The sequence below is a fragment of the Ideonella sp. BN130291 genome, from assembly GCF_036231905.1.
Lineage (GTDB): Bacteria > Pseudomonadota > Gammaproteobacteria > Burkholderiales > Burkholderiaceae_C > CAMLIZ01.
This window is the reverse complement of record NZ_JAZARE010000006.1, coordinates 383,462-405,959: the sequence shown is the minus strand read 5'-3', so window position 1 is coordinate 405,959 and position 22,498 is coordinate 383,462. Positions and strand designations below refer to the sequence as shown.

Annotated in this window: 21 protein-coding genes; 11 read left to right on the top strand and 10 right to left on the bottom strand. The window is 69.0% G+C overall.

From position 1 onward, the window contains the following. The first annotated feature begins 20 nt into the window (after positions 1-20). Positions 21-1,817: an ABC transporter substrate-binding protein gene (locus VPH43_RS15625; RefSeq protein WP_328578642.1), complete on the top strand. Its 1,797-nt coding sequence runs from the start codon at positions 21-23 to the stop codon at positions 1,815-1,817. Between the two features lie 27 nt (positions 1,818-1,844). On the opposite strand, the gene VPH43_RS15620 is transcribed toward VPH43_RS15625, so the two are convergent. Further along, positions 1,845-2,783: a LysR family transcriptional regulator gene (locus tag VPH43_RS15620; RefSeq protein ID WP_328578641.1), complete on the bottom strand. Its 939-nt coding sequence runs from the start codon at positions 2,781-2,783 to the stop codon at positions 1,845-1,847. 122 nt (positions 2,784-2,905) lie between these two features. Between VPH43_RS15620 and VPH43_RS15615 the strand changes: the two genes are divergently transcribed. Further along, complete coding sequence (locus VPH43_RS15615; RefSeq protein ID WP_328578640.1) at positions 2,906-3,097, top strand: hypothetical protein; 192 nt, start codon at positions 2,906-2,908, stop codon at positions 3,095-3,097. 39 nt (positions 3,098-3,136) lie between these two features. On the opposite strand, the gene VPH43_RS15610 is transcribed toward VPH43_RS15615, so the two are convergent. Next, positions 3,137-4,006: a hypothetical protein gene (locus tag VPH43_RS15610; RefSeq protein ID WP_328578639.1), complete on the bottom strand. Its 870-nt coding sequence runs from the start codon at positions 4,004-4,006 to the stop codon at positions 3,137-3,139. Positions 4,007-4,148: 142 nt separating this feature from the next. Between VPH43_RS15610 and VPH43_RS15605 the strand changes: the two genes are divergently transcribed. Then, complete coding sequence (locus tag VPH43_RS15605; protein WP_328578638.1) at positions 4,149-5,750, top strand: AmpG family muropeptide MFS transporter; 1,602 nt, start codon at positions 4,149-4,151, stop codon at positions 5,748-5,750. 50 nt (positions 5,751-5,800) lie between these two features. Then, entirely contained in the window at positions 5,801-6,727 is a 927-nt protein-coding gene (locus tag VPH43_RS15600) for a M48 family metallopeptidase (RefSeq protein WP_328578637.1), read from the top strand. Positions 6,728-6,778: 51 nt separating this feature from the next. Here the strand turns inward: VPH43_RS15600 and VPH43_RS15595 are convergent, their stop codons facing one another. Beyond that, positions 6,779-8,908: a hypothetical protein gene (locus tag VPH43_RS15595; protein WP_328578636.1), complete on the bottom strand. Its 2,130-nt coding sequence runs from the start codon at positions 8,906-8,908 to the stop codon at positions 6,779-6,781. 102 nt (positions 8,909-9,010) lie between these two features. On the opposite strand from VPH43_RS15595, the gene VPH43_RS15590 reads away from it, so the two are divergent. Both VPH43_RS15590 and VPH43_RS15585 read left to right on the top strand, forming a co-directional pair. Next, positions 9,011-10,861 (top strand): adenylate/guanylate cyclase domain-containing protein, encoded by a 1,851-nt coding sequence (locus VPH43_RS15590; protein WP_328578635.1) that lies wholly within the window; start codon positions 9,011-9,013, stop codon positions 10,859-10,861. A 16-nt stretch (positions 10,862-10,877) separates the two neighbouring features. Further along, positions 10,878-11,879, top strand: coding sequence for a hypothetical protein (locus tag VPH43_RS15585; protein WP_328578634.1), 1,002 nt, complete (start codon positions 10,878-10,880; stop codon positions 11,877-11,879). Here VPH43_RS15585 and VPH43_RS15580 read toward each other — a convergent pair whose 3' ends face one another. From VPH43_RS15580 to VPH43_RS15565, 4 genes are all read right to left on the bottom strand, one after another. After that, positions 11,880-12,536 (bottom strand): Crp/Fnr family transcriptional regulator, encoded by a 657-nt coding sequence (locus VPH43_RS15580; RefSeq protein ID WP_328578633.1) that lies wholly within the window; start codon positions 12,534-12,536, stop codon positions 11,880-11,882. A 35-nt stretch (positions 12,537-12,571) separates the two neighbouring features. Beyond that, entirely contained in the window at positions 12,572-13,255 is a 684-nt protein-coding gene (locus tag VPH43_RS15575; RefSeq protein WP_328578632.1) for a helix-turn-helix transcriptional regulator, read from the bottom strand. Between the two features lie 83 nt (positions 13,256-13,338). After that, positions 13,339-13,989: an MBL fold metallo-hydrolase gene (locus tag VPH43_RS15570; protein WP_328578631.1), complete on the bottom strand. Its 651-nt coding sequence runs from the start codon at positions 13,987-13,989 to the stop codon at positions 13,339-13,341. A 9-nt stretch (positions 13,990-13,998) separates the two neighbouring features. Next, a complete protein-coding gene (locus tag VPH43_RS15565) occupies positions 13,999-14,784 on the bottom strand; it encodes an exodeoxyribonuclease III (RefSeq protein WP_328578630.1) in 786 nt (261 codons plus the stop codon). A gap of 27 nt (positions 14,785-14,811) precedes the next feature. On the opposite strand from VPH43_RS15565, the gene pyrE reads away from it, so the two are divergent. Continuing rightward, on the top strand, positions 14,812-15,486 hold the full coding sequence (gene pyrE, locus VPH43_RS15560; RefSeq protein ID WP_328578629.1) for an orotate phosphoribosyltransferase: 675 nt from the start codon (positions 14,812-14,814) through the stop codon (positions 15,484-15,486). Further along, positions 15,487-16,194, top strand: coding sequence for a hypothetical protein (locus tag VPH43_RS15555; RefSeq protein WP_328578628.1), 708 nt, complete (start codon positions 15,487-15,489; stop codon positions 16,192-16,194). Positions 16,195-16,238: 44 nt separating this feature from the next. On the opposite strand, the gene gatB is transcribed toward VPH43_RS15555, so the two are convergent. Genes gatB through gatC form a run of 3 tightly spaced genes read right to left on the bottom strand, consistent with a single transcriptional unit; the run spans position 16,239 to position 19,478 of the window. Beyond that, positions 16,239-17,687, bottom strand: coding sequence for an Asp-tRNA(Asn)/Glu-tRNA(Gln) amidotransferase subunit GatB (gatB, locus tag VPH43_RS15550; protein WP_328578627.1), 1,449 nt, complete (start codon positions 17,685-17,687; stop codon positions 16,239-16,241). 4 nt (positions 17,688-17,691) lie between these two features. Next, positions 17,692-19,182 (bottom strand): Asp-tRNA(Asn)/Glu-tRNA(Gln) amidotransferase subunit GatA, encoded by a 1,491-nt coding sequence (gene gatA / locus VPH43_RS15545; RefSeq protein ID WP_328578626.1) that lies wholly within the window; start codon positions 19,180-19,182, stop codon positions 17,692-17,694. Then, a complete protein-coding gene (gene gatC / locus VPH43_RS15540) occupies positions 19,179-19,478 on the bottom strand; it encodes an Asp-tRNA(Asn)/Glu-tRNA(Gln) amidotransferase subunit GatC (RefSeq protein WP_328578625.1) in 300 nt (99 codons plus the stop codon). The genes gatA and gatC overlap by 4 nt, the downstream gene beginning before the upstream one ends. A gap of 219 nt (positions 19,479-19,697) precedes the next feature. Between gatC and VPH43_RS15535 the strand changes: the two genes are divergently transcribed. The 3 genes from VPH43_RS15535 to mreD all read left to right on the top strand — a co-directional run bounded on the left by VPH43_RS15535 (position 19,698) and on the right by mreD (position 22,426). After that, positions 19,698-20,741: a rod shape-determining protein gene (locus VPH43_RS15535; protein WP_328578624.1), complete on the top strand. Its 1,044-nt coding sequence runs from the start codon at positions 19,698-19,700 to the stop codon at positions 20,739-20,741. 189 nt (positions 20,742-20,930) lie between these two features. Continuing rightward, positions 20,931-21,908: a rod shape-determining protein MreC gene (gene mreC / locus VPH43_RS15530; RefSeq protein ID WP_328578623.1), complete on the top strand. Its 978-nt coding sequence runs from the start codon at positions 20,931-20,933 to the stop codon at positions 21,906-21,908. Beyond that, entirely contained in the window at positions 21,905-22,426 is a 522-nt protein-coding gene (gene mreD, locus VPH43_RS15525) for a rod shape-determining protein MreD (RefSeq protein ID WP_328578622.1), read from the top strand. Before mreC ends, mreD begins: the two co-directional genes overlap by 4 nt. Positions 22,427-22,498 lie beyond the last annotated feature (72 nt).

Sequence of the window (22,498 nt, the reverse complement as noted above, 5' to 3'; positions counted from 1 at the left end):
TGCGCCGCTGGGCTGGCGCCATGCTGGCCGCCGTTGCGTTGGCCGGTGTCGTGACAGGCGCGCAAGCCACCGAGCCCAAGGTGCTGCGCGTGGCCTTCCGCGTGGCGGAGACCGGGTTCGACCCGGCCAAGATCAACGACCTGTACTCGCGCACCATCACGCCGCACATCTTCGAGGCGCTGTACACCTACGACCACCTGGCACGGCCGGTGAAGATCCGCCCGCAGACGGCGGCGGCCATGCCGGAGGTGTCGCCTGACCACCGCACGTGGACCGTGCGCATCCAGCCCGGCATCTACTTCGCCGACGACCCGGCCTTCAAGGGCCAGCGGCGCGAGCTCACCGCGCAGGACTACGTCTATTCGTTCAAGCGTTTTGCCGACCCGGCCAACCGCAGCCCGCACATCTCGTACATGATCGAGACGACGATGCTGGGCTACGAAGCCTTGCACGAGGACGCGGTCAAGAGCCGCAAGCCCTTCAACTACGACCGCGAGATCGAAGGCCTGAAGGCGCTGGACCGCTACACCCTGCAGTTCAAGCTGGCGCAGTCGCGCCCGCGGTTCATTGAAACGCTGGCCGCACCCGACCTCATGGGCGCGCTGGCGCGCGAGGTGGTGGAGCACTATGGCGACGCGATCGCCGCGCACCCGGTGGGCACGGGGCCGTTCCGCCTGAAGCAGTGGCGCCGCTCGTCGCAGATCGTGCTGGAGCGCAACCCCGGCTACCGGCCGGTGTACTACGACGCGGAGCCGGCGCCCGACGATGCCGAGGGCCAGGCGATCCTGGCGCGCTTCAAGGGCAAGCGCATTCCTTTCATCGACGAGGTGCAGGTGTCCATCATCGAGGAGAACCAGCCGCGCTGGCTGGCGTTCCTCAACGGGCAGACCGACATGATCGGCACGCTCACCGGGCCGGTGCCGGATGAATTCGTCGTGGTCGCCGTGCCGGGCGGCAAGCTCGCGCCCAATCTTGCCAAGCGCGGCATCGTGCACCAGCGCTCGGTGAATGCCGACGTGGTGGTGGCCTGGTTCAACATGAAGGACCCGATCGTGGGCGGTTACACGCCGGACAAGGTGGCGCTGCGGCGAGCGATCAGCCTGGGTTACGACGTGGAGCGTGACATCCGGCTGATCCGGCGCGGCCAGGCGGTGCCGGCGCAGTCGCGCATCATCCCGCACACCAGCGGCTACGACCCTGCCTACAAGAGCGAGATGAGCGAGTACAGCCCCGCGCGCGCCAAGGCGCTGCTGGACCTGTACGGCTACGTCGACAAGAACGGCGACGGCTGGCGCGACATGCCCGACGGCTCGCCGCTGGTGCTGCGCATGGCCAACCAGGGCGACTCGCTCTCGCGCCAGTATTCGGAGCAGTGGCAGCACTGCATGAACGAGATCGGGCTGCGCATCCAGTTCGACATCGCCCAGTGGCCGGAGAACCTGAAGGCTGCGCGCGCCGGCAAGCTGATGATGTGGCAGCTGGGTGGCTCGGCGTCGCAGCCCGACGGCCAGGACACGCTGGCGTCGATGTACGGCCCGCAGGCGGGCAGCCAGAACTTCGCGCACTTCAAGCTGGCGGCCTTCGACCAGCTCTACGACCGCATGAGCGAGCTGGAGGATGGGCCTGAACGCGATGCGCTGTTCCTGCAGGCCAAGCGCATCCAGGCCGCTTACGTGCCCTACAAGGCGACGATGCACCGCATCGCCAACGACCTGGTGCACCCCTGGTTGATCGGCTACCGCCGGCCGGTGTTCTGGACCGACTGGTGGCACCTGGTGGACATCGACACCGAAGCCCGCGCCAAGGCGCTGAAGTAGCACCACCGGCCGGGCGCGCCGGCCCCGTCAGGCAGCGGAGGCGCCCGCGCGCAGCCGCTCCCCCAGCGCATCCCCCACGAACTGCATGAAGGCCCGCACCCGCGCGGTCTCGCGCAGGTCCGGATGCGTGAGCATCCACACCGGCACCGACAGCTCGGGGATCACCTCCGACACCGGCACGATGTCGGCATGGCTGGCTTCCATGAAGGTGGGCAGCACGCCCACGCCGATGCCGGTGCGGATCATCGCGACCATGGCGTTGAAGATGTCGACCCGCAGCCGCACGTTGGCCTGCGCCAGCTGCTGCCGCATCCAGCGGTCGTACACGCGCGAATGCGCGTCGCGCTCGAAGGCCACCCAGGGCGCCTCCTTCACCAGGGCGCTCAACGACGTCACCGCCTGCGGCAGGTCCTTCGAGCCGCGCAGTGCATACACCCGGCAGTGCGTCATGCCGACCTGACGGCCCACCAGGTGCTCCGCCACGTTGGCGGACAGTCGCAGCGCCACGTCGGCTTCCAGCCGGGCCCAGGTCTGGGCCTGGTCGGCGTGGCGGCGTGACAGGTCCACCAGGAAGGCGTTTTCCACCACCTCCACCTCGATGCCGGGGTAGCGGCGCGCAAAACCGGCCAGCGGTGCGGGCAGCAGGTGTTCCATGATCACGAAGGCGGTGGTCACGCGCAGCGGGCCGGTGAGTTCGCGATCACGGCCGAGCACGCGGCGCTCGATCTCGTCGGCCTGGTCGGCCATGCGGCGCGCCTGCTCCAGCAGGCTCATGCCCGCCTCGGTGGGGTGGTAGCCGCTGCGGTGGCGCTCGAACAGGCGCGCGCCCAGGTGGGCCTCCAGCGCGTCCAGCCGGCGCAGCACGGTGGTGTGGTTCACGCCCAGCTTGCGCGCCGCGCCCGCCAGCGAGCCGGCGGTGCCCACCGCGAGCGCATAGCGCAGGTCGCTCCAGTCGAGTTCAGCCATGGGCCGCAGTATCGGTTTGGATGTGCGAATGCGCAAACTGCGAATGCGCATGGCCCGGTTGTGTGCGCAAACCTGAAGGCCTAAAGTGGTTTCACCTCGGGTTACTACTGATGAGGCCCTGTATGAGCACCGCCAACACCTTCCATTCCCCCTTGCGTCTGCTGGAGCGCCCTGCCAGCCGCGTGGCCGTCAGCCGGGTGCACGCCGAGCCGCCCGCGCCGCTCGCCGACCGCTGGGTGCAGCTGGTGGAGCGCTACTGGGCCTGGGGCGAGGGTGTCCGACACCACCGCATGGGCAGCTACACCGCGCATTGACGCGCTGCCACCGGGTCGCCTGCTACCCGGTGGCGCCACTCACGATGCGCCCGCCTCGCGGCGCTTGAGTGCCAGGTATTCCTGCAGACCTGTTTCGTGCAACTGCGCCGGGTAGCGCTCCAGCGCGGCATGGAACGAACGCCAGCGCCGCTCGGCGCGCTCGGCCGGTGGCAGCGCCAGGCTATCCACCTGGCTTTCGATCGCGAGGAAGTAGCGCATCGTGTTGCGCTCTGCCACGCCCTGCATGCCGCCCCCGTAGCGCGGACGGCCTTGTTCATCGCGGCCGGTGACGGTGAAGCCCACCTTGTCCCGCCCGCTGGTGGCGAGGTAGACATTCGTGGCCCAGCGGGCGGTGGCCGCGGTTTCGTAGGCATACGACAGGTGCACGAACGACCGCCCTTCGCCGGCCGGCACGGCCTCGAAGCGCAGCCGGTAGTTGTGCGTGCCCAGCGGCCCCTGCGGCGCCGACAACGCCACCGACAGGTGCTCGGGCCGGGCATCGCGCACCTGCCAGTCGAAGGTGATCGACTGCGCGCTGTCCACGGGGTCGGTGTAGCGGCGTGCGATGCCCACCTCCAGCGTGCTGCCGTTGGCGCCCTGGCCCGCCGCGCAGCGCTTCACATTGGTCTGCAGCATCAGCACCTCGCACCAATGGGCCGGGGTTTGCAGTGCTGCGGACACGGCGCCGATCGGCCGGTCGATGATGGCGTAGACGTCGCCCTGCGGCGCGGTGTCGGAATCGTTCGCCCGCAGCACCAGCGGTCGGCCGAACGGGCTGCGCGCCAGCTCGGGGCGCAGCGCCTCGAGCCGGGCGGCGAGCGGTGGTGCGCTGTCCGCCGCGTGGCTGGGCATGGGCGCACCTGCGCTGATGGCAAGGTGGGCGGCAAGCACGAGAAGGCGGTGTTTCATGGCACAGGCTCCGGCATGCCGCCAGACTAGGGCGGCCGGCTCGCCGGTGTTATCAGCCGCCGCCACATGGGTGCGTCGGCAAACGCTGGCAGGCACCGTGGCGCTCCGCCGCCGCCGTGGGCTGCGTCCCTAGAATGGACCGATGACCGACGTGTCTTCCGACCGCTCCATCGCCGCCGCGCCCGTGCACCGGGCTGCCGCGCTGCACCGGCTGGTGGTGGTGACGGTGCTCGGCTTCGCCTCCGGCCTGCCGCTGGCACTCACCGGCCAGGCCATGCAGGCCTGGCTGAGCCAGGAAGGCGTGGACATCGCCACCATCGGCTTCTTGAGCCTGGTGGGCCTGCCCTACACCTTCAAGTTCCTCTGGGCGCCGCTGATGGACCGCTTCGAGCTGCCCTGGCTGGGGCGGCGCCGCGGCTGGCTGGTGCTGACCCAGCTGCTGCTGGCCGCTGCGCTGATGGCCATGGCCGCCACCTCACCCACCGGCGCCACCCGTGCCTTTGCCCTGCTGGCGCTGCTGGTGGCGTTTTTTTCGGCCTCGCAGGACGTGGTGTACGACGCGTACCGCACCAACCTGCTGCCACCCGCCCAGCGTGGCATCGGCTCGTCGCTGAACGTGCTGGGCTACCGCATGGCGATGATCTTCTCCGGCGGCATCGCGTTCATCTGGACCGACCCGACCCAAGGCGGCGCCTGGACCTGGCCCCAGGTGTACCAGCTGATGGCGGCCATCATGGTGGGGGCGGCCGCGGTGTCGGCCCTGCTGCTGCCGCCGTTGAGGACACCACGTCCGCCCAGCAGCGTGGCGCGGCACGACGTGATCGGCTTCGTGGCCGTGGTGGCCGCGGTGGCGGTGGGCGCGGCCGTGACGGACCGCATCGGCGAGCCGATCGCCAAGGCGCTGCTGCAGCCCTTCTGGGCAGGCAGCAGCTTGTCGCCCGCCCTGCAGACCAAGTGGGCCGACCTGCTGGCGCTGCTGCTGGGCATCGCGTTCACGCTGCCGCTGGCGGCCTGGGCCGCGCGCAAGGCCCGCTTCGAGACCCTGATCAACGGCCTGCGCAGCTACTTCTCGTTGCCCGGTGCAGGCGCTTTCCTCGGCTTCATCGTGCTCTACAAGCTGGGCGACGCCTTTGCCGGATCCCTGATGACGCCCTTCCTGCTCAAGGCCATGGCCTTCAGCCAGGCCGAGGTGGGCGTGGTGAACAAGGTGCTGGGCCTGTGGCTCACCATCCTGGGCGCGCTGGTGGGTGGCACGCTGATGGTCAAGCTCGGGCTGTGGCGCTCGCTGCTGCTGTTTGGTGTGCTGCAGGCGGCCAGCAACGTGGGCTTCTGGTGGCTGGCGGTGTCCGGCAAGGGCGTGATCCCGGGGCTGACCATTCCGGCGTTCGACTGGGGCTTTGTCAAGCTGGCCACCGACACGCCGGTGGACGGGGGGCTGCTGCTGGTGATCGCTTTCGAGAACCTCTCCGGCGGCATGGGCACGGCCGCGTTCGTGGCCTTCCTGATGAGCCTGTGCAACCACCGCTTCACCGCCACGCAGTACGCGCTGCTGTCGGCCTTTGCCTCGGTGGGCCGGGTGTGGGTGGGGCCGCTGGCGGGCGTGCTGGCGGAGTCGATCGGCTGGCCCACCTTCTTCATCGTGTCCACGGTGATGGCCTTGCCGGCGTTGGGCATGCTCTGGTGGCTGCGCGCCACCGTGCAAGCGCTGGAGGTGGACCCCGACGCGCCGCTGGTGGACGATTAGGGTACTGGGCGCACCGTTTGCCTGAACTGTTTGCCTGACAAGGGCTTGAGATGACGGACCGTTTTTTCAACACCGATGCGCATTTGCCCGCTGCGGCGGCGGGTCACGGGCTGGGCTGCAGCTGCCACGGCCGGCGTTTGTTCACCGCTGGCCTGCTGGGCGCCGGCGCCCTGGCCACGCTGCCCGCGCTGGCGCGCGAGGGTGTGGAGGTGGGCAAGGAATCGTCCTTCTCCAAGCTGGTGCCGGCCGAGCAGGTGGAGCAGGCGGCCACGCAGCAATACCGCCAGATGATGCAGCAGGCGGCGCAGCAGCGCGCCCTCGGCCCGGATGGCCACCCCCAGGTGCAGCGCCTGCGCGACATCGCCAAGCGCATCATCCCGTACAGCTACGACTGGAATCCGCGCGCCCGCCAGTGGAACTGGGAGGTGAACCTGGTCGGCTCCAAGGACCTCAACGCCTTCTGCATGCCAGGCGGCAAGATTGCGTTCTTCTACGGCCTGCTGCAGAACCTGCAGCTGAGCGACGACGAAGTGGCCATGGTGATGGGCCACGAGATGGCCCACGCCCTGCGCGAGCACGCCCGCGAGCGCATGGGCAAGACGGCCGCCACCCGCATCGGCGCCGGCGTGCTGTCCGCCATCTTCGGCCTGGGCAACACCGGCGACGCGCTGCTCAACATGGGCAGCCAGCTGCTGACGCTGAAGTTCAGCCGCGAGGACGAGTCCGAAGCCGACCTGGTGGGCATGGAGCTGGCCGCACGCGCGGGTTATGACCCGCGGGCCGGCGTGTCGCTGTGGAACAAGATGCTCGGCGCCAACAAGGGCGCACCACCGCAGTTCTTGTCCACCCACCCGTCGGGGCCGAGCCGCATCCACGACATCCAGGCCAACCTGCCGCGGGTGGAGCCGATCTACGCCAGGGCGGACAAGCCGGACCGCAAGTTCGGGCCGCCGGCCGCCAAGGGCAGCAGCGGCTGAACGAAAAACGCCCCGCTCGGGCGGGGCGTTGCGGTGCACGGGCGGCTACGCTCAGTTGTACTGCGTCATGCTGTCCTTGTAGCTGCCGTCCAGCGTGCGGTAGCGCAGCTGCAGCTGCCGGCCGGTGCTGCCGTCGCTGGTCAGTGTGGGGAAGGGCACGGTGACGCCATTCACCGCCGGCGCGGCCGCCGTGGCGGTGGTGGCACCCCGCGCGACGCTGACCAACCCCTGGTTGACCGGCCCCGAGCCCGAGTAGGTGTACACCCCGGCCGACCGGATGGTTTCGGCATAGGGATTGGCATTCCACGACAAGCCGATGCTCTGCGTAGCGGCGGCGAGCACGTTGCCCGGATCGAGGTAGCCCTTGGTGGCCGGCGTGAGGTCCACCCACTGCAGCGCGCCGCCGTAGCTGGCTGGCGCCACCGGCGTCAGCGGCGTCGAGTCATAGCTGTGGCGGGGCGCCGTCTCCCCGTCATAGAACACCTCGAAGTGATAGGCGTTGTGTGCCTTCAGCTGGGTGAAGTCGATGTAGTTGCTGCTGCCCGGCGCAGCGCCGTAGTCCACCGGATGGGCCCAGTTGACGAACTGCGTGTTGTTGCCGTTCGACTGGTTCGGGTTCGGCCGCACCGTGCTGGCATCCGCGCCGCTGATGCCTTGCGTGCGCTGCAAGAGGAACACGTTGCCCACGTTGGCCGAGAAGGTGGCCGAGGCCGGGTCGGTGACACCGTTCTTGCTCTTGATGTTCATCCAGTTCTGCGACAGCGCGAGCGCGGGGTCGGGCCGGGTGTACACCAGCCCGGCCGGCGGCAACCCGGGGCCGGTGACCCGCACGGCGCGCATGCCGCTGCTGCCGGGGCCGTCCTTGTTGATGAAGATGTTCAGGCCGGTTTCGTAGCGGCTGCTGGGTGCGTTGGGGAAGGGCGCCGTGCCCGGGTTGGGCGCCAGCTGCTCGCGGCGGCGGATGGACGCCTGCACCGAGCTGTCGATCGGATGCCGGTTGCCATGCAGCCACCACTCGGTGGGGTGCGCCGTGCTGCTGGAGCCGGCGAACTTGTAGGCCACGGTGATGATGTTGCCCGCCACGCCGTTTTTGTCCACATAGCGCAGGTTCACGACGGCACGGTCCTGCGGCACGGAGGAGGAGGCAGCGATGAAGCGCATGACCTCGGGCACGCTGAAGACGGCGCCCGTCATGGCCGGGTCGTTCAGCAGGCCGTAGAAGTGCTGGCCGGACGAGTAGCCGTTGTGGAGGTAGTCGTTGGTCACGATCTCGTTGCATTCGTCGGCCGCTTGCGTGACCTCCGGGCCTCCGTCGCTGAGCGCAATGGAGCTGTCGGCGGAAATCACACGCTGCGGCAAGTCCACGCTGAAGCACCGCTGGAGGCCGATGGCGCTGACGCTCAGCTCCTGTGACAGGGTGGCCACGCCGGGTGCGGGTGCGGCCAGCACCACGGTAGCGGGGATGGTGGTTGCCAGCGGCACCGCCTGGTCCGGCTTGTCCACCGTGGCCACCACCGTTTCGCCATTCACGGTGCTGATCTTCAGCACCTCCAGCACCTTGTCGGCGGCATCGCCAGCGGTGCTGGTGGTGGCGGCCACGATCGGCGTGGTGAAGGGGTTGTAGTTGGCCGGCGCGCTCACCGACGCAACCACGTCGGCCAGTTGCGCCAGCACGTTCACCGTGATCGACTGCAGCGCAGCAACGTCGATGCTGGCCGGCTGGGCCGCCACCGTCAGGGCGCTGCGGTCGGGCGACAGCTGGGCCACGATGGCCGTGGTGAGCGGCGTGGCGTTCACGGTGGCCGGCGTGCCGGCCACCGGCGTGCTGGTGCCGACGCTGACCAGCGGCGCCACGGCGCCTTCGGCATCGGTGACCACCACGACGAACGGCGCTGTCTTGCCGGCCTGTAGCGTGCAGGTGTAGGTGCCAGTGTCGCTGGTCACGATCGCGGATTCGGTGCACACCGAGGCGCCGGTGGTGTCGACGACGCTCACCGTCGCATGGGCCAGCGCGCCGCCGACGGCGGCCGTGCCTTGCACGGCCTGCACGGCGGGGGGCGGGGGCGGAGGCGGCGGCGGGGCAGGCGTGTCGTCGCCGCCGCCTCCACCGCAGGCGGCGAGGGCCGCCGCAGCGGCGGCCAGGGTGGTGATGCGGGCAAATCGGCGAGTGTCGATGGCCATGGCGTCCTCTCGGGTGGCTGTTGTGGGAGCCGCCAAGGTAGTGGCCGGCCCGCACGCTGTCGTCCACCGTTTGAATGACGTGCACTGCACCGGCGCGGTGCAGTGGAAAAGATCGCTTGTGCTCGACGGAATGCATCCCACAGAATGGGGATGAAAACAAGTCGAAACATCGTGACGATGAGCACGACCACTCAGGAGGATGCTGGCTGGCCCCAGTTGCGCCGGGCCCGCCGCGCCATCGTGGTGGTGGATGTCGTCGAGTCGGTGCGCCTCATGCAGCAGCATGAGGATGACGTGATCGACCGCTGGCGACGCTTCGTCAACGAGGTGCGCACCGAGGTGCTGCCTGTCCACGGGGGACGGCTCGTGAAGAGTCTGGGGGACGGGATGCTGCTGGAGTTCGCCGAGGCGCGCCGGGCCGTGCAGGCCGGTTGCCGGATGCAACAGCTGGTGGCGCCCTACAACGAGGGCCGCGCGCCCGATGCGCAGATGCAGCTGCGCATCGCCGTGCATGTTGCCGACGTGGTGGTCGACGAACTCGATGTATACGGCGCCGGCGTCAACCTCACTGCGCGCCTTGCCGGGCTGGCCCGCCCCGGCGACATCGTCGTGTCGGCCGAGGTGCGCGATGAACTGCTGGCCGGGCTGGATGTGGAGGTGGAGGATCTCGGCGAGTGCTATCTCAAGCACATCGAAGGGCCGCAGCGTGCGTTCCGGGTCCGCCCCGTTGGTGGCGATGCGCCGGTGCGCCTTTCGCCGGATAGCGTGCTGCCGCTGGTTGCGGTGCTGCCGCTGCGCTCTGCGGACGGCGTGCCGTCCGTTCACCCGGCGTGCGCGCCGCTGGCCGATGCGGTGAGCGCGGCACTGTCGCGCCAATCGTTCCTGTGTGTGGTGTCGCGCCTGAGCGTGCAGGCCTTGGCGGGGCGCAACATCGGCCCGCGCGAGTTGCGTGTGCTCAACGCCGATTACACCGTACAAGGCTCCGTGGGTGTGGCAGGCAGCGGGTTCGCCCTGCGCGTGTCACTGGTCGAAGTGCGCAGCGGCGAAACGCTGTGGAGCGGCGGCGCCGAGGTCGACGCCGACACCTTGTTCCGGCCGCACCAGCAGTGGGCGTCAGCGCTCGCCGAGTCGATATGCAGTGCCTTGCTGCAGCGGCAGTTGGTGCTGGCGCACCAGGCGGCCATGCCGTCGCTGCCCGGTTATGCACTGCTGCTGCAGGCGGTGGGTCTGCTGCACCGGCTGTCGCGCGCCGATTCGCAACGCGCCGGCGAAGCGCTGGAACACCTGGTCGACCGGCACCCCCGAGCACCCGAGGCGCGTGCGTGGCTCGCCAAGTGGCACTTCCTTCGCGTCGCGCAGAACTGGACCACCGACCGCTCGGAGCTCGACTTTGCCGAGCGCCACCTGGAGCGCGCGCTGGCCGATGACGAGGAACACGGGCTTGCACTGGCCATGCGCGGGCACTTGTATGCGTTCAAGGACGCTCGGCTGGAGAAGGCCGAAGGCCTGCTTCGCCAGGCGGTCGCCCTGCACCCCAACGAGGCGCTGGCGTGGGCCTTCCTCGGCAACACGCTCACCTACCTGGGAAGAGGCGAAGAGGCACTCGATGCGGTGCGCAAGGCCCAGGCCTTGTCACCTCTGGACCCGATGAACTACTTCGTGGAGTTGCTGGCGTCGTGTGCCTACTCGCTGGCGGGGCGGCACCGGGAGGCGCTGGTCGCAGCCGAACGCTCGGTGGCGCTGAACGCACTGCACTTGTCGAGCATGGTGCAGCTGATGGTGGCGGCAGTGGAGGCGGGCGATGTGCTCCTGGCCCGCCGCACCGCGCAACGCTACCTCGCCATGCGGCCCGCGGCCTCCGTGCAGCGGTTCCTCGACCATCACGTTGCCGGCGACTCGGACATCGCGCGACGGCAAGGTGCGGCCCTGCTGGAGGCAGGAATACCACGGTAGAACGGGAGATGGAGCCATGACGAACGAGCAAGTAGCCGACATCGGGACAGCGAGCCCGTCGGGTCTTTCCACCGCGCTAGGCATGCTCACCACGACGCAGCCGCCCCGGTCGCAACGGGCGCTGTGCGACCTGATGACCAACCACGCATCCGACTTCACGCAGAGGGTGCAAATGGTCGAAAGCGTGACGGGCCCGCTACCGTCCGACCCCGGCAAGGTCATCGATCCGGCCCAGGATCCCGATCTGGACAACCTGGCACACATGCTGGAAGACCCTCGGCGGGAGTTTCTGTCGCGCATGTTGCGCCGCAAGTTCGACGTGGACTACCTCGACGACGATGGCGCCCCCTGGAGTTGCGACACCGGGACCATCCCCGGACTCAAGCTGACCGCGGGAGCAAGTCTCCTCTGGCAACACGCCAGGACCTTGAAGGCGAGCGTCCAGTTGGAAGTCAACGCGGTGAGCCGGCTGGGAAACCCCACGGCGGCGCAGGCGCTTCGAATGGCGTTGCAGCAGTTCACGGCTGACCTGGACATGGCGCTGGCGATGGGCGTGGGCGCCTGGCTGCCAGGACGTTGCGGCACCAACACCCTCTCGTGGACGTGCCTGGTCGTCGACGTCACGGCGAGGGTGACCTCCGCCCTGGTGTTCCATGCGAAGGGGATCGCCTCGGTGGCGCGCCCGTCCGACAGCTGTTTCCAGCCGCCTTCGCCACCGCCTCCGGCGGGTATCGTCACGCCGGCGTACTCGGCGTACCCGGCGGGGCACCCGGCGGTCACGGGCGCCTTGGCGGAAGTCCTGGCGTTCGTGCGGCCGACTTCGAATGCAGCGTTGGCCACCATGGCGGGGGATATCGGCGACAACCGCATGTGGGCCCGACTGCACACCGAGCTGGACGTGAGGCAAGGCGCCGCGTTCGGACGCGCGGTGGGGCGGGAGCTTGTCGCCATGGGCACTGGCTCCAGCCGCAGCGTGTGGTCCACGGTGCTCCAGGCGGCCGCTGCCGAGTGGGCCTGATCACCAACGGTCCGGTACGCGGCGCATGAACTTGAGCTTGTGAGCGGACAGCTCGAAGTAGCCGCCCCGCACCAGGTCCTTGAGCAACCGGCTGACCATCTCGCGTGAACAGCCGAGTTCGTTGGCCAAGGCTTGGTGCGTGGGCAGCGGATCCAACGTCCGCTGCCCGTCGGGCGTGTCCTGGGCCATGCGACCAAGCAGTGCCACCAGCCGCTCATACACATCACTCAGCGCGAGCTGCTTCGCTGACAGCGTGGCTGCCCGCGCCCGCCAGATCACCTTCGTCAGCAACTCGAACGCGAACTCCGGATGCTCACCGATGAAACGGTGCAGCAGCACGCGCGTCACGAAGGCGCACGAGCAGGCCTCCAGCGTCACCACGCTGGCCGACCGCGGCCCGCCGTCCAGGCTCATCTCGCCGATGTATTCCCCCGGGCCATAGGTCCCATGCGTGAGCTCGCGCCCTTCGCCGTTGGCCGAGTACACCCGCACTCGGCCGCTGAGGATGATGAGCAGCGTGCCGCCCTCGTCGCCCTCCTGCATCAGCACCGTGCCCTTGCGGTAGTGCCGGACCTCGCCCCGCTGAGCCAGCGCCTTGAGCGCGTCGCTCATGCCGGGAAGGTCTTCGATGCGGGGGCTGGGTGGGCGAGCGGGCATGTCGCCCGCATCCTAGCCAGCGCCTGCTGCCGACGCTAGCTGTTCAGGCTGCGCAGCGCACCCACAATCGGCGGCAGCACCGCCACCTGCTGCACCAGCGCCCGGATGCTGGCGGCGCGCGTCTTGGCCCGGATGCTGGTGATCTGAGTGCGCACTGTCGAGATGGCCACACCCTGGCGGTCGGCCACCTCGCTCGGCCGCTCGCCGGCGCACAAGCGAGCCAGCACGGCGGCTTCGGCGGATGTGAGGCCGTGGCTGCGGGCGAACCAGTGCACCGACAGCGCTTCGCACACCTGGCGTTTGCCGAACATCACCAGCACCGCACCCTCGAACGCCGGCGTCGAGGCCGCGAGCGGCACGACCGCCAGGCTCACCGGCACCTCGCCGCCCAGTGTCAGCATGCGCCTCAGGCCGCGGCGGGCCGCGCCGTCCAGCGCCTCGCGCAAGGGCGCCACGTCCTGCGGACGCCGCACGCGAAGCTGCTCGCCCAGCAGTTGCAGGGCATGCCTGGCGTCAAGTTCCTGCCGGGCCACCCGGTTGGCGTGCAGCACCTGCGCGTCGTGGGTGACCAGCAACATGCCGTAGTCGACCTCGTCAAGCATCGCTGCCACCAGCCACAACAGCAGTTCCTGGCTGCGGCGCTCCGGGCCACAGTAGCGCGACGCGGCAGGAGCGGCGGCAGGGGGTTCGTCGGCGATGGTGGGCAGCAGGTCGAACATGGCTTCCTCCTTGTGTTGGAAGCAAGCGTAGGTGTCGCCCTGGCGGCCGGGCGGTGAATGTCACCGCATGGCCTGTGACCTATTTACCTTGCACTACGCGGGTCCGTGACATACGGATTCGACCGTCGTTCCTCGCCGAAGCTGCTTTCCGGCCCGTGCCCGGGGATGAACACCGTCTCGTCGCCCATCGGCCACAGCCGCTGCGTGATGCTGGCGACCAGCGTGTCGAAGTCGCCGCCCGGAAAGTCGGTGCGGCCCACGCTGCCGGCGAACAGCACGTCGCCCACGAAGCAGCGCTGGGCCTCGGCCGAATGGAACACCACGTGGCCGGGCGTGTGGCCGGGGCAATGGCGCACCGCAAGGGTGCAGTGGCCCAGCGTCACCGTGTCGCCATCGGCCAGCCAGCGGCTGGGCAAGAACGCCTCGGCAGGGGGGAAACCGAACATCCGGCTCTGCTGCGGCAGGCCGTCGATCCAGAACTGGTCGCCGGGGTGCGGGCCGATGATCGGCAGCTTGTCCTCGCGCGCCAGCTGGCCGGCAGCGCCGGCGTGGTCGATGTGGGCATGGGTGAGCCAGACCGCCTGCAGCTGCACGCCCAGGCGCTCGCATTCGCCGCGCAGCCGGTCCACCTCGCCGCCAGGGTCGATGATGGCGGCCGCCATCGTCTCATCGCACCAGACGATCGAGCAGTTCTGCTGGAACGCGGTGACCGGCACGGTGTGATAGCGCAGCATCGGTGGGGGTCAGAGCGTGAAATCGTAGTCGATGGTCAGCGGCGCGTGGTCGGAGAAGCGCTGGTCGAGATAGATCTTCTCGCTCCTCGCCGTCTCCGCCAGCGCCGGCGTGGCCAGGTGGTAGTCCAGCCGCCACCCCACGTTCTTGGCCCAAGCCTGCCCCCGGTTGCTCCACCAGGTGTACTGCTCCGGATGCGGGTTCAGCCGCCGAAAGACATCGCACAGCCCCAGCTCATCAAGCGCCTTGCTCATCCACGCCCGTTCCTCCGGCAGGAAACCGCTGTTCTTGCGGTTGCCGCGCCAGTTCTTCAGGTCGATCTCCTTGTGCGCGATGTTGATGTCGCCCACGAGGATGTACTCGCGTTCGCCCTTCAGCCGCTGCAGGTGCGGGTACACCACGTCGAGAAAACGGAACTTGGCCTGCTGGCGCTCCTCGCCGCTGGAGCCGCTGGGGAAGTAGCAGCTGATGATGCTGAGCTTGCGGTGCGGGGTGTCGAAGCGGCATTCCACGTAGCGGCCTTCGTCGTCGAACTCCGGCACGCCGAAGCCGATGACCACGTCGCTCGGCTCCTTGCGGGCGTACACGCCCACGCCGGAGTAGCCCTTCTTCTGCGCGAAGTGGAAGTGGCCCTTCATGCCGGCGATGTGCTCGAAGCGGCCGTCCACGTCCGCGGCCTGCGCCTTGACCTCCTGCACCCCCATACAATCGGCGGCCACGCTGTCCACCCAGGGCAGCAGGCCTTTGTTCACGGCGGAGCGGATGCCGTTCAAGTTGAGCGTCACGAGCCGGAACACAGGTTCTCCACACCAATCAAACGCACGATGACCACCACGCCCACCGATCCGCTGGCCCAGGAGTTCGTGAAGTTCTCGGTGGACGCGGGAGTGCTGCGTTTCGGGGAATTCAAGACCAAGGCCGGGCGCCTGTCGCCTTACTTCTTCAACGCCGGCTTGTTCGATGACGGCGCCAAGCTGCAGCGCCTGGCCGAATTCTATGCACGCCGCCTGCTGGCCTCGGGTCTGCAGTTCGACATGCTGTTCGGCCCCGCCTACAAGGGCATCACCCTGGCCGCCGCGGTGGCCATCGAGCTGGCGCGACTGGGGCGCAACGTGCCCTTTGCCTACAACCGCAAGGAAGCCAAGGACCACGGCGAAGGCGGCACGCTGGTCGGCGCGCCGGTGGCCGGCCGCGTTCTGATCATCGATGACGTCATTTCCGCGGGCACCTCGGTGCGCGAATCCATTGCCATGATCCAGGCCGCCAAGGCCACCCCGTGCGGCGTGGCGATCGCGCTGGACCGGCAGGAGAAAGCCACCGAGAACGGCGCCGACGTGCCTTGGTCCGCAGTGCAGTACGTCACGTCCAAGTTGGGTCTGCAAGTCGTGGCAATCGCCACCCTGGCGGATTTGTTGCAGTATCTGCGGTCCGGTGGTGATGCCTCCCTGCTCGCCCATGCCACCGGGGTGGCGGCCTACCGCGAGCGTTACGGGGTTTGAATGAACAGAGGAGCCGGTTCACGGTCCCGGGTTGCACGCAGCACGCTGCTGTGCGCCCTGGCGGCGTTGGCCGGCCCCGCCTGGAGCGCTGAGGACAAGAGCGGCACGGCCGGCATCTACACCTGCGTCACGCCCGATGGCCGGCGCCTCACCTCCGACCGGCCCATTCCCGAGTGCAATGCCCGCGAGCAACGCGTGCTCAACAGCGACGGCTCGCTCAAGCGCGTGATGCCGCCGCAGATGACGGCCGAGGAGCGCGCCGAGAAGGAAATGCGCGACCGCCGGGCTGAAATCGAACGCCTGCAGCAGGTGGACGCGATCCGGCGCGACCGCAACCTGGTCGCGCGCTACCCCGACGAAGCCAGCCACACCAAGGCGCGCGAGGCGGCACTGGACACGGTGCGCCTGGCCATGAAGGCCTCGGAGCAGCGGGTGAACGAGCTGGCGGCCGAGCGCAAGCCCTTGCTGGCCGAGGCCGAGTTCTACAAGGGCAAGGCGCTGCCTGCCAAGCTGCGACAGCAGCTGGATGCCAACGACGCGTCGGTCGAAGCGCAGCGCACAGCCATCCAGAACCAGCAGGCGGAGCTGGAGCGGATCAACCGGCTGTATGACGCGGAGCTGGCGCGGCTGAAGCGCCTGTGGGCGGGCGCCTCGCCCGGCACGGTGGCAGCGGACGGCGGCCTGAGCGCCCCGCCAAAGCGCCGCTGATCGGCCGGCCCGGGGCGCGGCCTGCAGCGAGGCCGCCAGCGCCCTCAGTCCAGCTTCTTCTTCAGCAGCTCGTTCGCCTGGGCCGGATTGGCCTTGCCCTTGCTGGCCTTCATCACCTGGCCGACCAGGGCGTTGAAGGCCTTTTCCTTGCCGGCGCGGTATTCCTCCACCGACTTGGCATTGGCGGCCAGCACCTCGTCGATGATGGCCTCCAGCGCGCCGGAGTCGTTCATCTGCTTCAGGCCCTTGGCCTCGATGAGGGCGTCCACGTCGCGGCCTTCGCCGGTCCATAGCGCATCGAACACCTGGCGCGCGCCGTTGTTGGACACCGTGCCGTCGCTGATGCGGCGGATCAGCGCGGCCAGGGTGTCGGCGCCCACCGGGGAGGCCTCGATGCCGCGGCCTTCCGCGTTCAGCCGGCGCGACACCTCGCCCATCAGCCAGTTGGCGGCCAGTTTGGGGTTGGCGCCGGCGCGCTTGGCGGCTTCGTAGAAACCGGCAAAGGCCAGGCTCTGAGTCATCATCGACGCGTCATAAGCCGGCAGCCCGTCCTCGCGCTGGAAGCGCTCGGCCATCACCCGCGGCAGCTCTGGCATCTCCGCCTTCACCCGCTCCACCCACGCCGGCTCGATCACCAGCGGCGGCAGGTCGGGGTCGGGGAAGTAGCGATAGTCATGCGCGTCTTCCTTGGTGCGCATCGCGCGGGTTTCGCCGCTGTCAGGGTTGAACAGCACGGTGGCCTGCTGCACCGCCAGACCGTCCTCCAGCTGGTCGATCTGCCACTGCACCTCGGCGTCGATCGCCTGCTGCAGGAACCGGAAGCTGTTCAGGTTCTTGATTTCGCGCCGGGTGCCCAGCGGCCCACCGGGTTTGCGCACCGACACGTTGGCGTCGCAGCGGAAGCTGCCTTCCTGCATGTTGCCGTCGCAGATCCCCAGCCACACCACCAGCGCATGCAGCGCCTTGGCGTACTCCACCGCCTCGGCGGCGGAGCGCATGTCGGGCTCGGTCACGATCTCCAGCAGCGGCGTGCCGGCGCGGTTGAGGTCGATGCCGGTGAGGCCGTGGTAATCCTCGTGCAGCGACTTGCCGGCGTCCTCCTCCAGGTGGGCACGGGTCAGGCGCACGGTCTTCTCGGCGTCGCCGACAAAGAACGACAGGCTGCCGCCTTGCACCACCGGAATCTCGTACTGGCTGATCTGGTAGCCCTTGGGCAGGTCGGGGTAGAAGTAGTTCTTGCGCGCGAAGATCGACAGCGGCGCCACCTTGGCGCCCACCGCCAAACCGAAGCGGATGGCGCGTTCCACCGCGCCGCGGTTCATCACCGGCAGGGTGCCGGGCAGGGCCAGGTCCACCGCGCTGGCCTGCGTGTTGGGCGCGGCGCCGAAGGCGGTGGAGGAGCCGCTGAAGATCTTGGACTGGGTGGACAGCTGCGCGTGGGTTTCCAGGCCGATGACGACCTCGTAGCCACGGATCAGGGACGGTGTGCTCATCGGTTCAGATTCCGGCCGGTGCGCGCTGGTGCCAGTCGGTGGCCTGCTGGAAGGCATGGGCTGCGTGCAGCAGCGTGCCTTCCTGGAAGTAGTTGCCCAGCAACTGCAGGCCCACCGGCATGCCGCCTTCGCCAAAGCCCGCGGGGATGCTCATGCCGGGCAGGCCGGCCAGGCTGCCGGGCAGGGTGAAGATGTCGGCCAGGTAGGCGGCCACCGGGTCACCACCCTTGTCGCCCAGCTTCCAGGCCACCGTGGGGGCCACCGGGCCGGCGATCAGGTCGCATTGCTGGAAACAGGCCTGGAAGTCGTCGGCGATCATGCGGCGCAGCTTCTGCGCCTGCAGGTAGTAGGCGTCGTAGTAGCCGTGGCTGAGCACGTAGGTGCCGATCATGATGCGGCGCTTCACCTCGGGGCCGAAGCCCTCGGCACGCGTCTTCTTGTACATGTCCATCAGGTCGCCATACTGGCTGGCACGATGGCCATACCTCACGCCGTCGAAACGGCTCAGGTTCGAGCTGGCTTCGGCCGGCGCGATGATGTAGTACACGGGGATCGAGAGCTCGGTGCGCGGCAGGCTCACATCCACCAGCGTGGCGCCCAGCTTCTCCAGCTCGGCCAATGCGGCGCGCACCGCGCCGTTCACGTCCTGCGCCAGCGCTTCGGGGAAAAATTCCCGCGGCAGGCCGATGCGCAGGCCCTTCAGCGGCTGGCCGGCCGACGCGCCTTCGCGCGGCTGCAGCATCTGTGCATGAAAGTCCTGCGGCGGGCGCTGCGCGCTCGTGGAGTCGCGCTCGTCGAAGCCGCTCATGGCCGACAGCAGCAGGGCGCAGTCCTCGGCCGAGCGCGCCATCGGGCCGGCCTGGTCCAGGCTGGAGGCGAAGGCGATCATCCCGTAGCGCGAGCACACGCCGTAGGTCGGCTTGATGCCGGTGATGCCGCAGAAGCTCGCCGGCTGGCGGATGGAGCCGCCGGTGTCCGTGCCGGTGGACGCCGGCAGCAGGCGCGCAGCCACTGCGGCCGCGGAGCCGCCCGACGAGCCGCCGGGCACGCGGCCGGTGTCCCAGGGGTTTTTCACCGGGGCGTAGGCCGAGTTCTCGTTGGCCGAGCCCATGGCGAACTCGTCGCAGTTGAGCTTGCCCAGCGACACCACGCCGGCTTCGCCGAGGCGCGCCACCACCGTGGCGTCGAAGGGGCTGCGGTAGCCCTGCAGCATGCGCGAGCCGGCGGTGGTGGGCAGGTCGCTGGTGACGAAGATGTCCTTGTGGGCGATCGGGATGCCGGTCAGCGCGGTCGCCTGGCCGCTGGCCCGGCGTTCGTCCGCGGCCCGCGCCTGTTGCAGCGCCGCGTCCCCGGCGGTGGCGAGAAATGCGCCCAGGTGTTCGTGAGTCGCAATGCGTGAAAGCAGGTGTTGCGTCACTTCGACGCTGGAAACGGCCTTGTCCTGCAGCGCGCGGCCCAGCTCCGCCACGCCCATCTGGTGCAGCGCACGGGTCATTCGATCACCTTCGGCACGAGGAACAGGCCGTCTTCCACGGCCGGTGCGCTGCGCTGGTTGAGCGCGCGGTGGTCGGCCTCGGTCACCGCATCGTCGCGCAGGCGCAGGCTCACCTGCTGCACCGCGGACAGCGGGGTGTACAGCGGCTCCACGCCGCTGGTATCGACCGCACTCATGCGCTCGACGATGCCGAAAAAGCCGTTCAGCTGCTGCAGCATCGCGGCCTGTTCTTCGGGCTTGAGTTCCAGCCGTGCGAGGTGCGCAATGCGGCTGACGTCATCGGAGGTCAGGGCCATCTGGAATTGGGGGCGAAAACCCCTTGATTTCGCTCGTTGCAGCGGTTGCCGGAAGCCCCGTAACCGCAGGGTGATCGGGTATTATCTCTGGTTATCCACAGCCCTCCGGTGCGGTTGCCGGGTCCTCCAGACCTGCAGCCCTGTCCGGAGGATTTTTGTGCCCGCACGACGGACCCCAGGCGCGCCCTTCAACGGAAGCGCCCCGCACCCCAAAAAACCATGTTCGGATCCCTGCGTCGCTACTTCTCGACCGATCTCGCGATTGACCTGGGCACCGCCAACACGCTGATCTACGTGCGTGGCAAAGGCATCGTGCTCGACGAGCCCTCGGTCGTCGCCATCCGCCACGAAGGCGGCCCCAACGGCAAGAAAGTCATCCAGGCCGTTGGCGCCGAAGCCAAGGCCATGCTGGGCAAGGTGCCCGGCAACATCGAGGCCATCCGCCCCATGAAGGACGGCGTGATCGCCGACTTCGTGATCACGGAGCAGATGATCAAGCAGTTCATCAAGATGGTGCACCCGCGCAGCCTGCTCACGCCGAGCCCGCGCATCATCATCTGCGTGCCCTGCGGCTCCACCCAGGTCGAGCGCCGCGCCATCAAGGACGCGGCCGAAGCCGCCGGCGCATCGGCCGTCTACCTGATCGAAGAACCCATGGCCGCGGCCATCGGCGCCGGCCTGCCGGTGAGCGAAGCCTCCGGCTCCATGGTGGTCGACATCGGCGGTGGCACCACCGAGGTGGGCGTCGTGTCGCTGGGCGGCATGGTCTACAAGGGCAGCGTGCGCGTGGGTGGCGACAAGTTCGACGAGGCCATCATCAACTACATCCGCCGCAACTACGGCATGCTGATCGGCGAGCAGACCGCAGAGGCGATCAAGGTCGGCATCGGCAGCGCCTTCCCGGGCAGCGAAGTGCGCGAGATGGAAGTCAAGGGCCGCAACCTGAGCGAAGGCGTGCCGCGTGCGTTCACCATCTCCAGCAACGAAGTGCTGGAAGCGCTCACCGACCCGCTGAACCAGATCGTCTCCGCGGTGAAAAACGCGCTGGAGCAAACCCCGCCCGAGCTGGGCGCCGACATCGCCGAGCGCGGCATGATGCTCACCGGCGGTGGTGGCCTGCTGCGCGACCTGGATCGCCTGCTCGCCGAGGAAACCGGCCTGCCGGTGCTGGTGGCCGAAGACCCGCTGACCTGCGTGGTGCGCGGTTGCGGCATGGCCCTGGAGCGCATGGAACGCCTGGGCTCCATCTTCACGTCCGAGTGAGCGAGAGTGAGCCCCCGGCCGTCTGACGGCCGCCCCCCGAGGGGGCTCGACTTGCGGCCGGGCAACCCGTCCGCAAGTCGCCCCGCCGCCACCATCGCCCCTGGCCGCTGCGCGGCCTGTCCCAGAGGGACGCTGGCCCTCACCTCCGTGCCAGACCGCCTGGCGTTCCGTTAAGCCACACTGCGTGCCATGCCGCTGGGCACCCTAGACCGCAACCCGCCACCGATGTTTCGCCAGGGCTACTCCGCCCTGAGCAAGCTCGTGTTCTTTTCGGCGCTGGCGCTGTTCCTGATGGTGGCGGACACCCGCTTCAAGATGGTGTTGCCGTTGCGGGCCGCGATCGCCACCGTGTTGAGCCCGGTGGAGCGCGCGCTGCGCACGCCGCTGGAGGTGTGGCGCGGGGGTGGTGACTATCTCGGCGGCCTGAGCAAGGCCCTGGCCGCCGAGGATGCTGCGCGGCGCCAGCTGGCCGCGCAGGCCGAGCGTGCGGCACGGGGTGAGCAGCTGGCGGCCGAGAACGCGCGCCTGAGGGCGCTGCTGGAGCTGCGGCCGGCCATCCAGGTGCGCAGCGTGGCGGCCGAGGTGCTGTACGAAGCGCCCGATCCTTATTCGCGCAAGGTGTTCCTGGACCGCGGCTCGCTCAACGGCATTGCGCTCGGCTCGCCGGTCGTCAATGAAGCCGGCGTGCTGGGGCAGGTGACGCGGGTGTACCCGCTCAATGCCGAGGTGTCGCTGCTCACCGACAAGGACGCCGCCATTCCCGTGCTCAACACCCGCACGCAGCAGCGCAGCGCCGCCTTCGGCACCTCGCTGGGCGGTGGCATGGAGTTGCGCTTCATCGCCAGCAATGCCGACGTGAAGGAGGGTGACCTGCTCACCACCTCCGGCGTGGACGGCGTGTATCCCGCTGGCCTCGCGGTGGCGAGGGTGGTGTCGGTGGACCGCAAGGGCGAATCGGGTTTTGCGCACATCCTGCTCGCGCCCACCGCCAAGCCGGATTCGGTGCGCCATGTGCTGGTGCTGGAGCCGCTGGGCCTGCAGATGCCCAAGCGGCCGGAACCCGAAGTGCCGATCGAGGCCGTGGGCAAGGCGCGCAAGGCCAAGGGCAAACCGGCGGACGCCGCATCGGCGGCGGCATCCGCGCCCGCCAGGGGAGCCTCGCGATGATCATGCCGCGCGGCTCCGACCAGCTGCTGCTGCCGCTGAACCCGGTGTTCATGTGGTTCACGCTGCTGTTGGCCTTCATGCTGAACCTGGTGCCATTCGGCCGGGTGCCGGCGATGCCGGACTTCCTGGCCATCGCGCTCGTGTTCTGGAGCGTGCACCAGCCCCTGCGGGTGGGCGTGGGCGTGGCGTTTTTCTTCGGCCTGATGATGGACGTGCACGACGGTGCCCTGCTGGGCCAGCATGCGCTGGCCTACACGCTGCTCGGGTTCTCGTCGATCGCGCTGCACCGCCGGCTGCTGTGGTTCACGGTGCCGTCGCAGGCGCTGCAGCTGCTGCCGCTGTTTGCCGGCATGCACGTGGTGGCGCTGCTGGTGCGCCTGCTGGCCGGCGGCATGTTCCCCGGCTGGTCGTTTGCGCTCGCGCCGCTGTTCGAAGCGCTGCTGTGGCCGGTGGCCAACTGGCTGCTGCTGGCGCCGCAGCGCCGCCCGCCAGACCGGGACGAAAACCGGCCCTTGTGATGACCCACCCCCGGAACGCCTCCGGCGCTTCCCCCTCAAGGGGGCGCCGCCAGCGGCTCGGCGGAGCCGGTT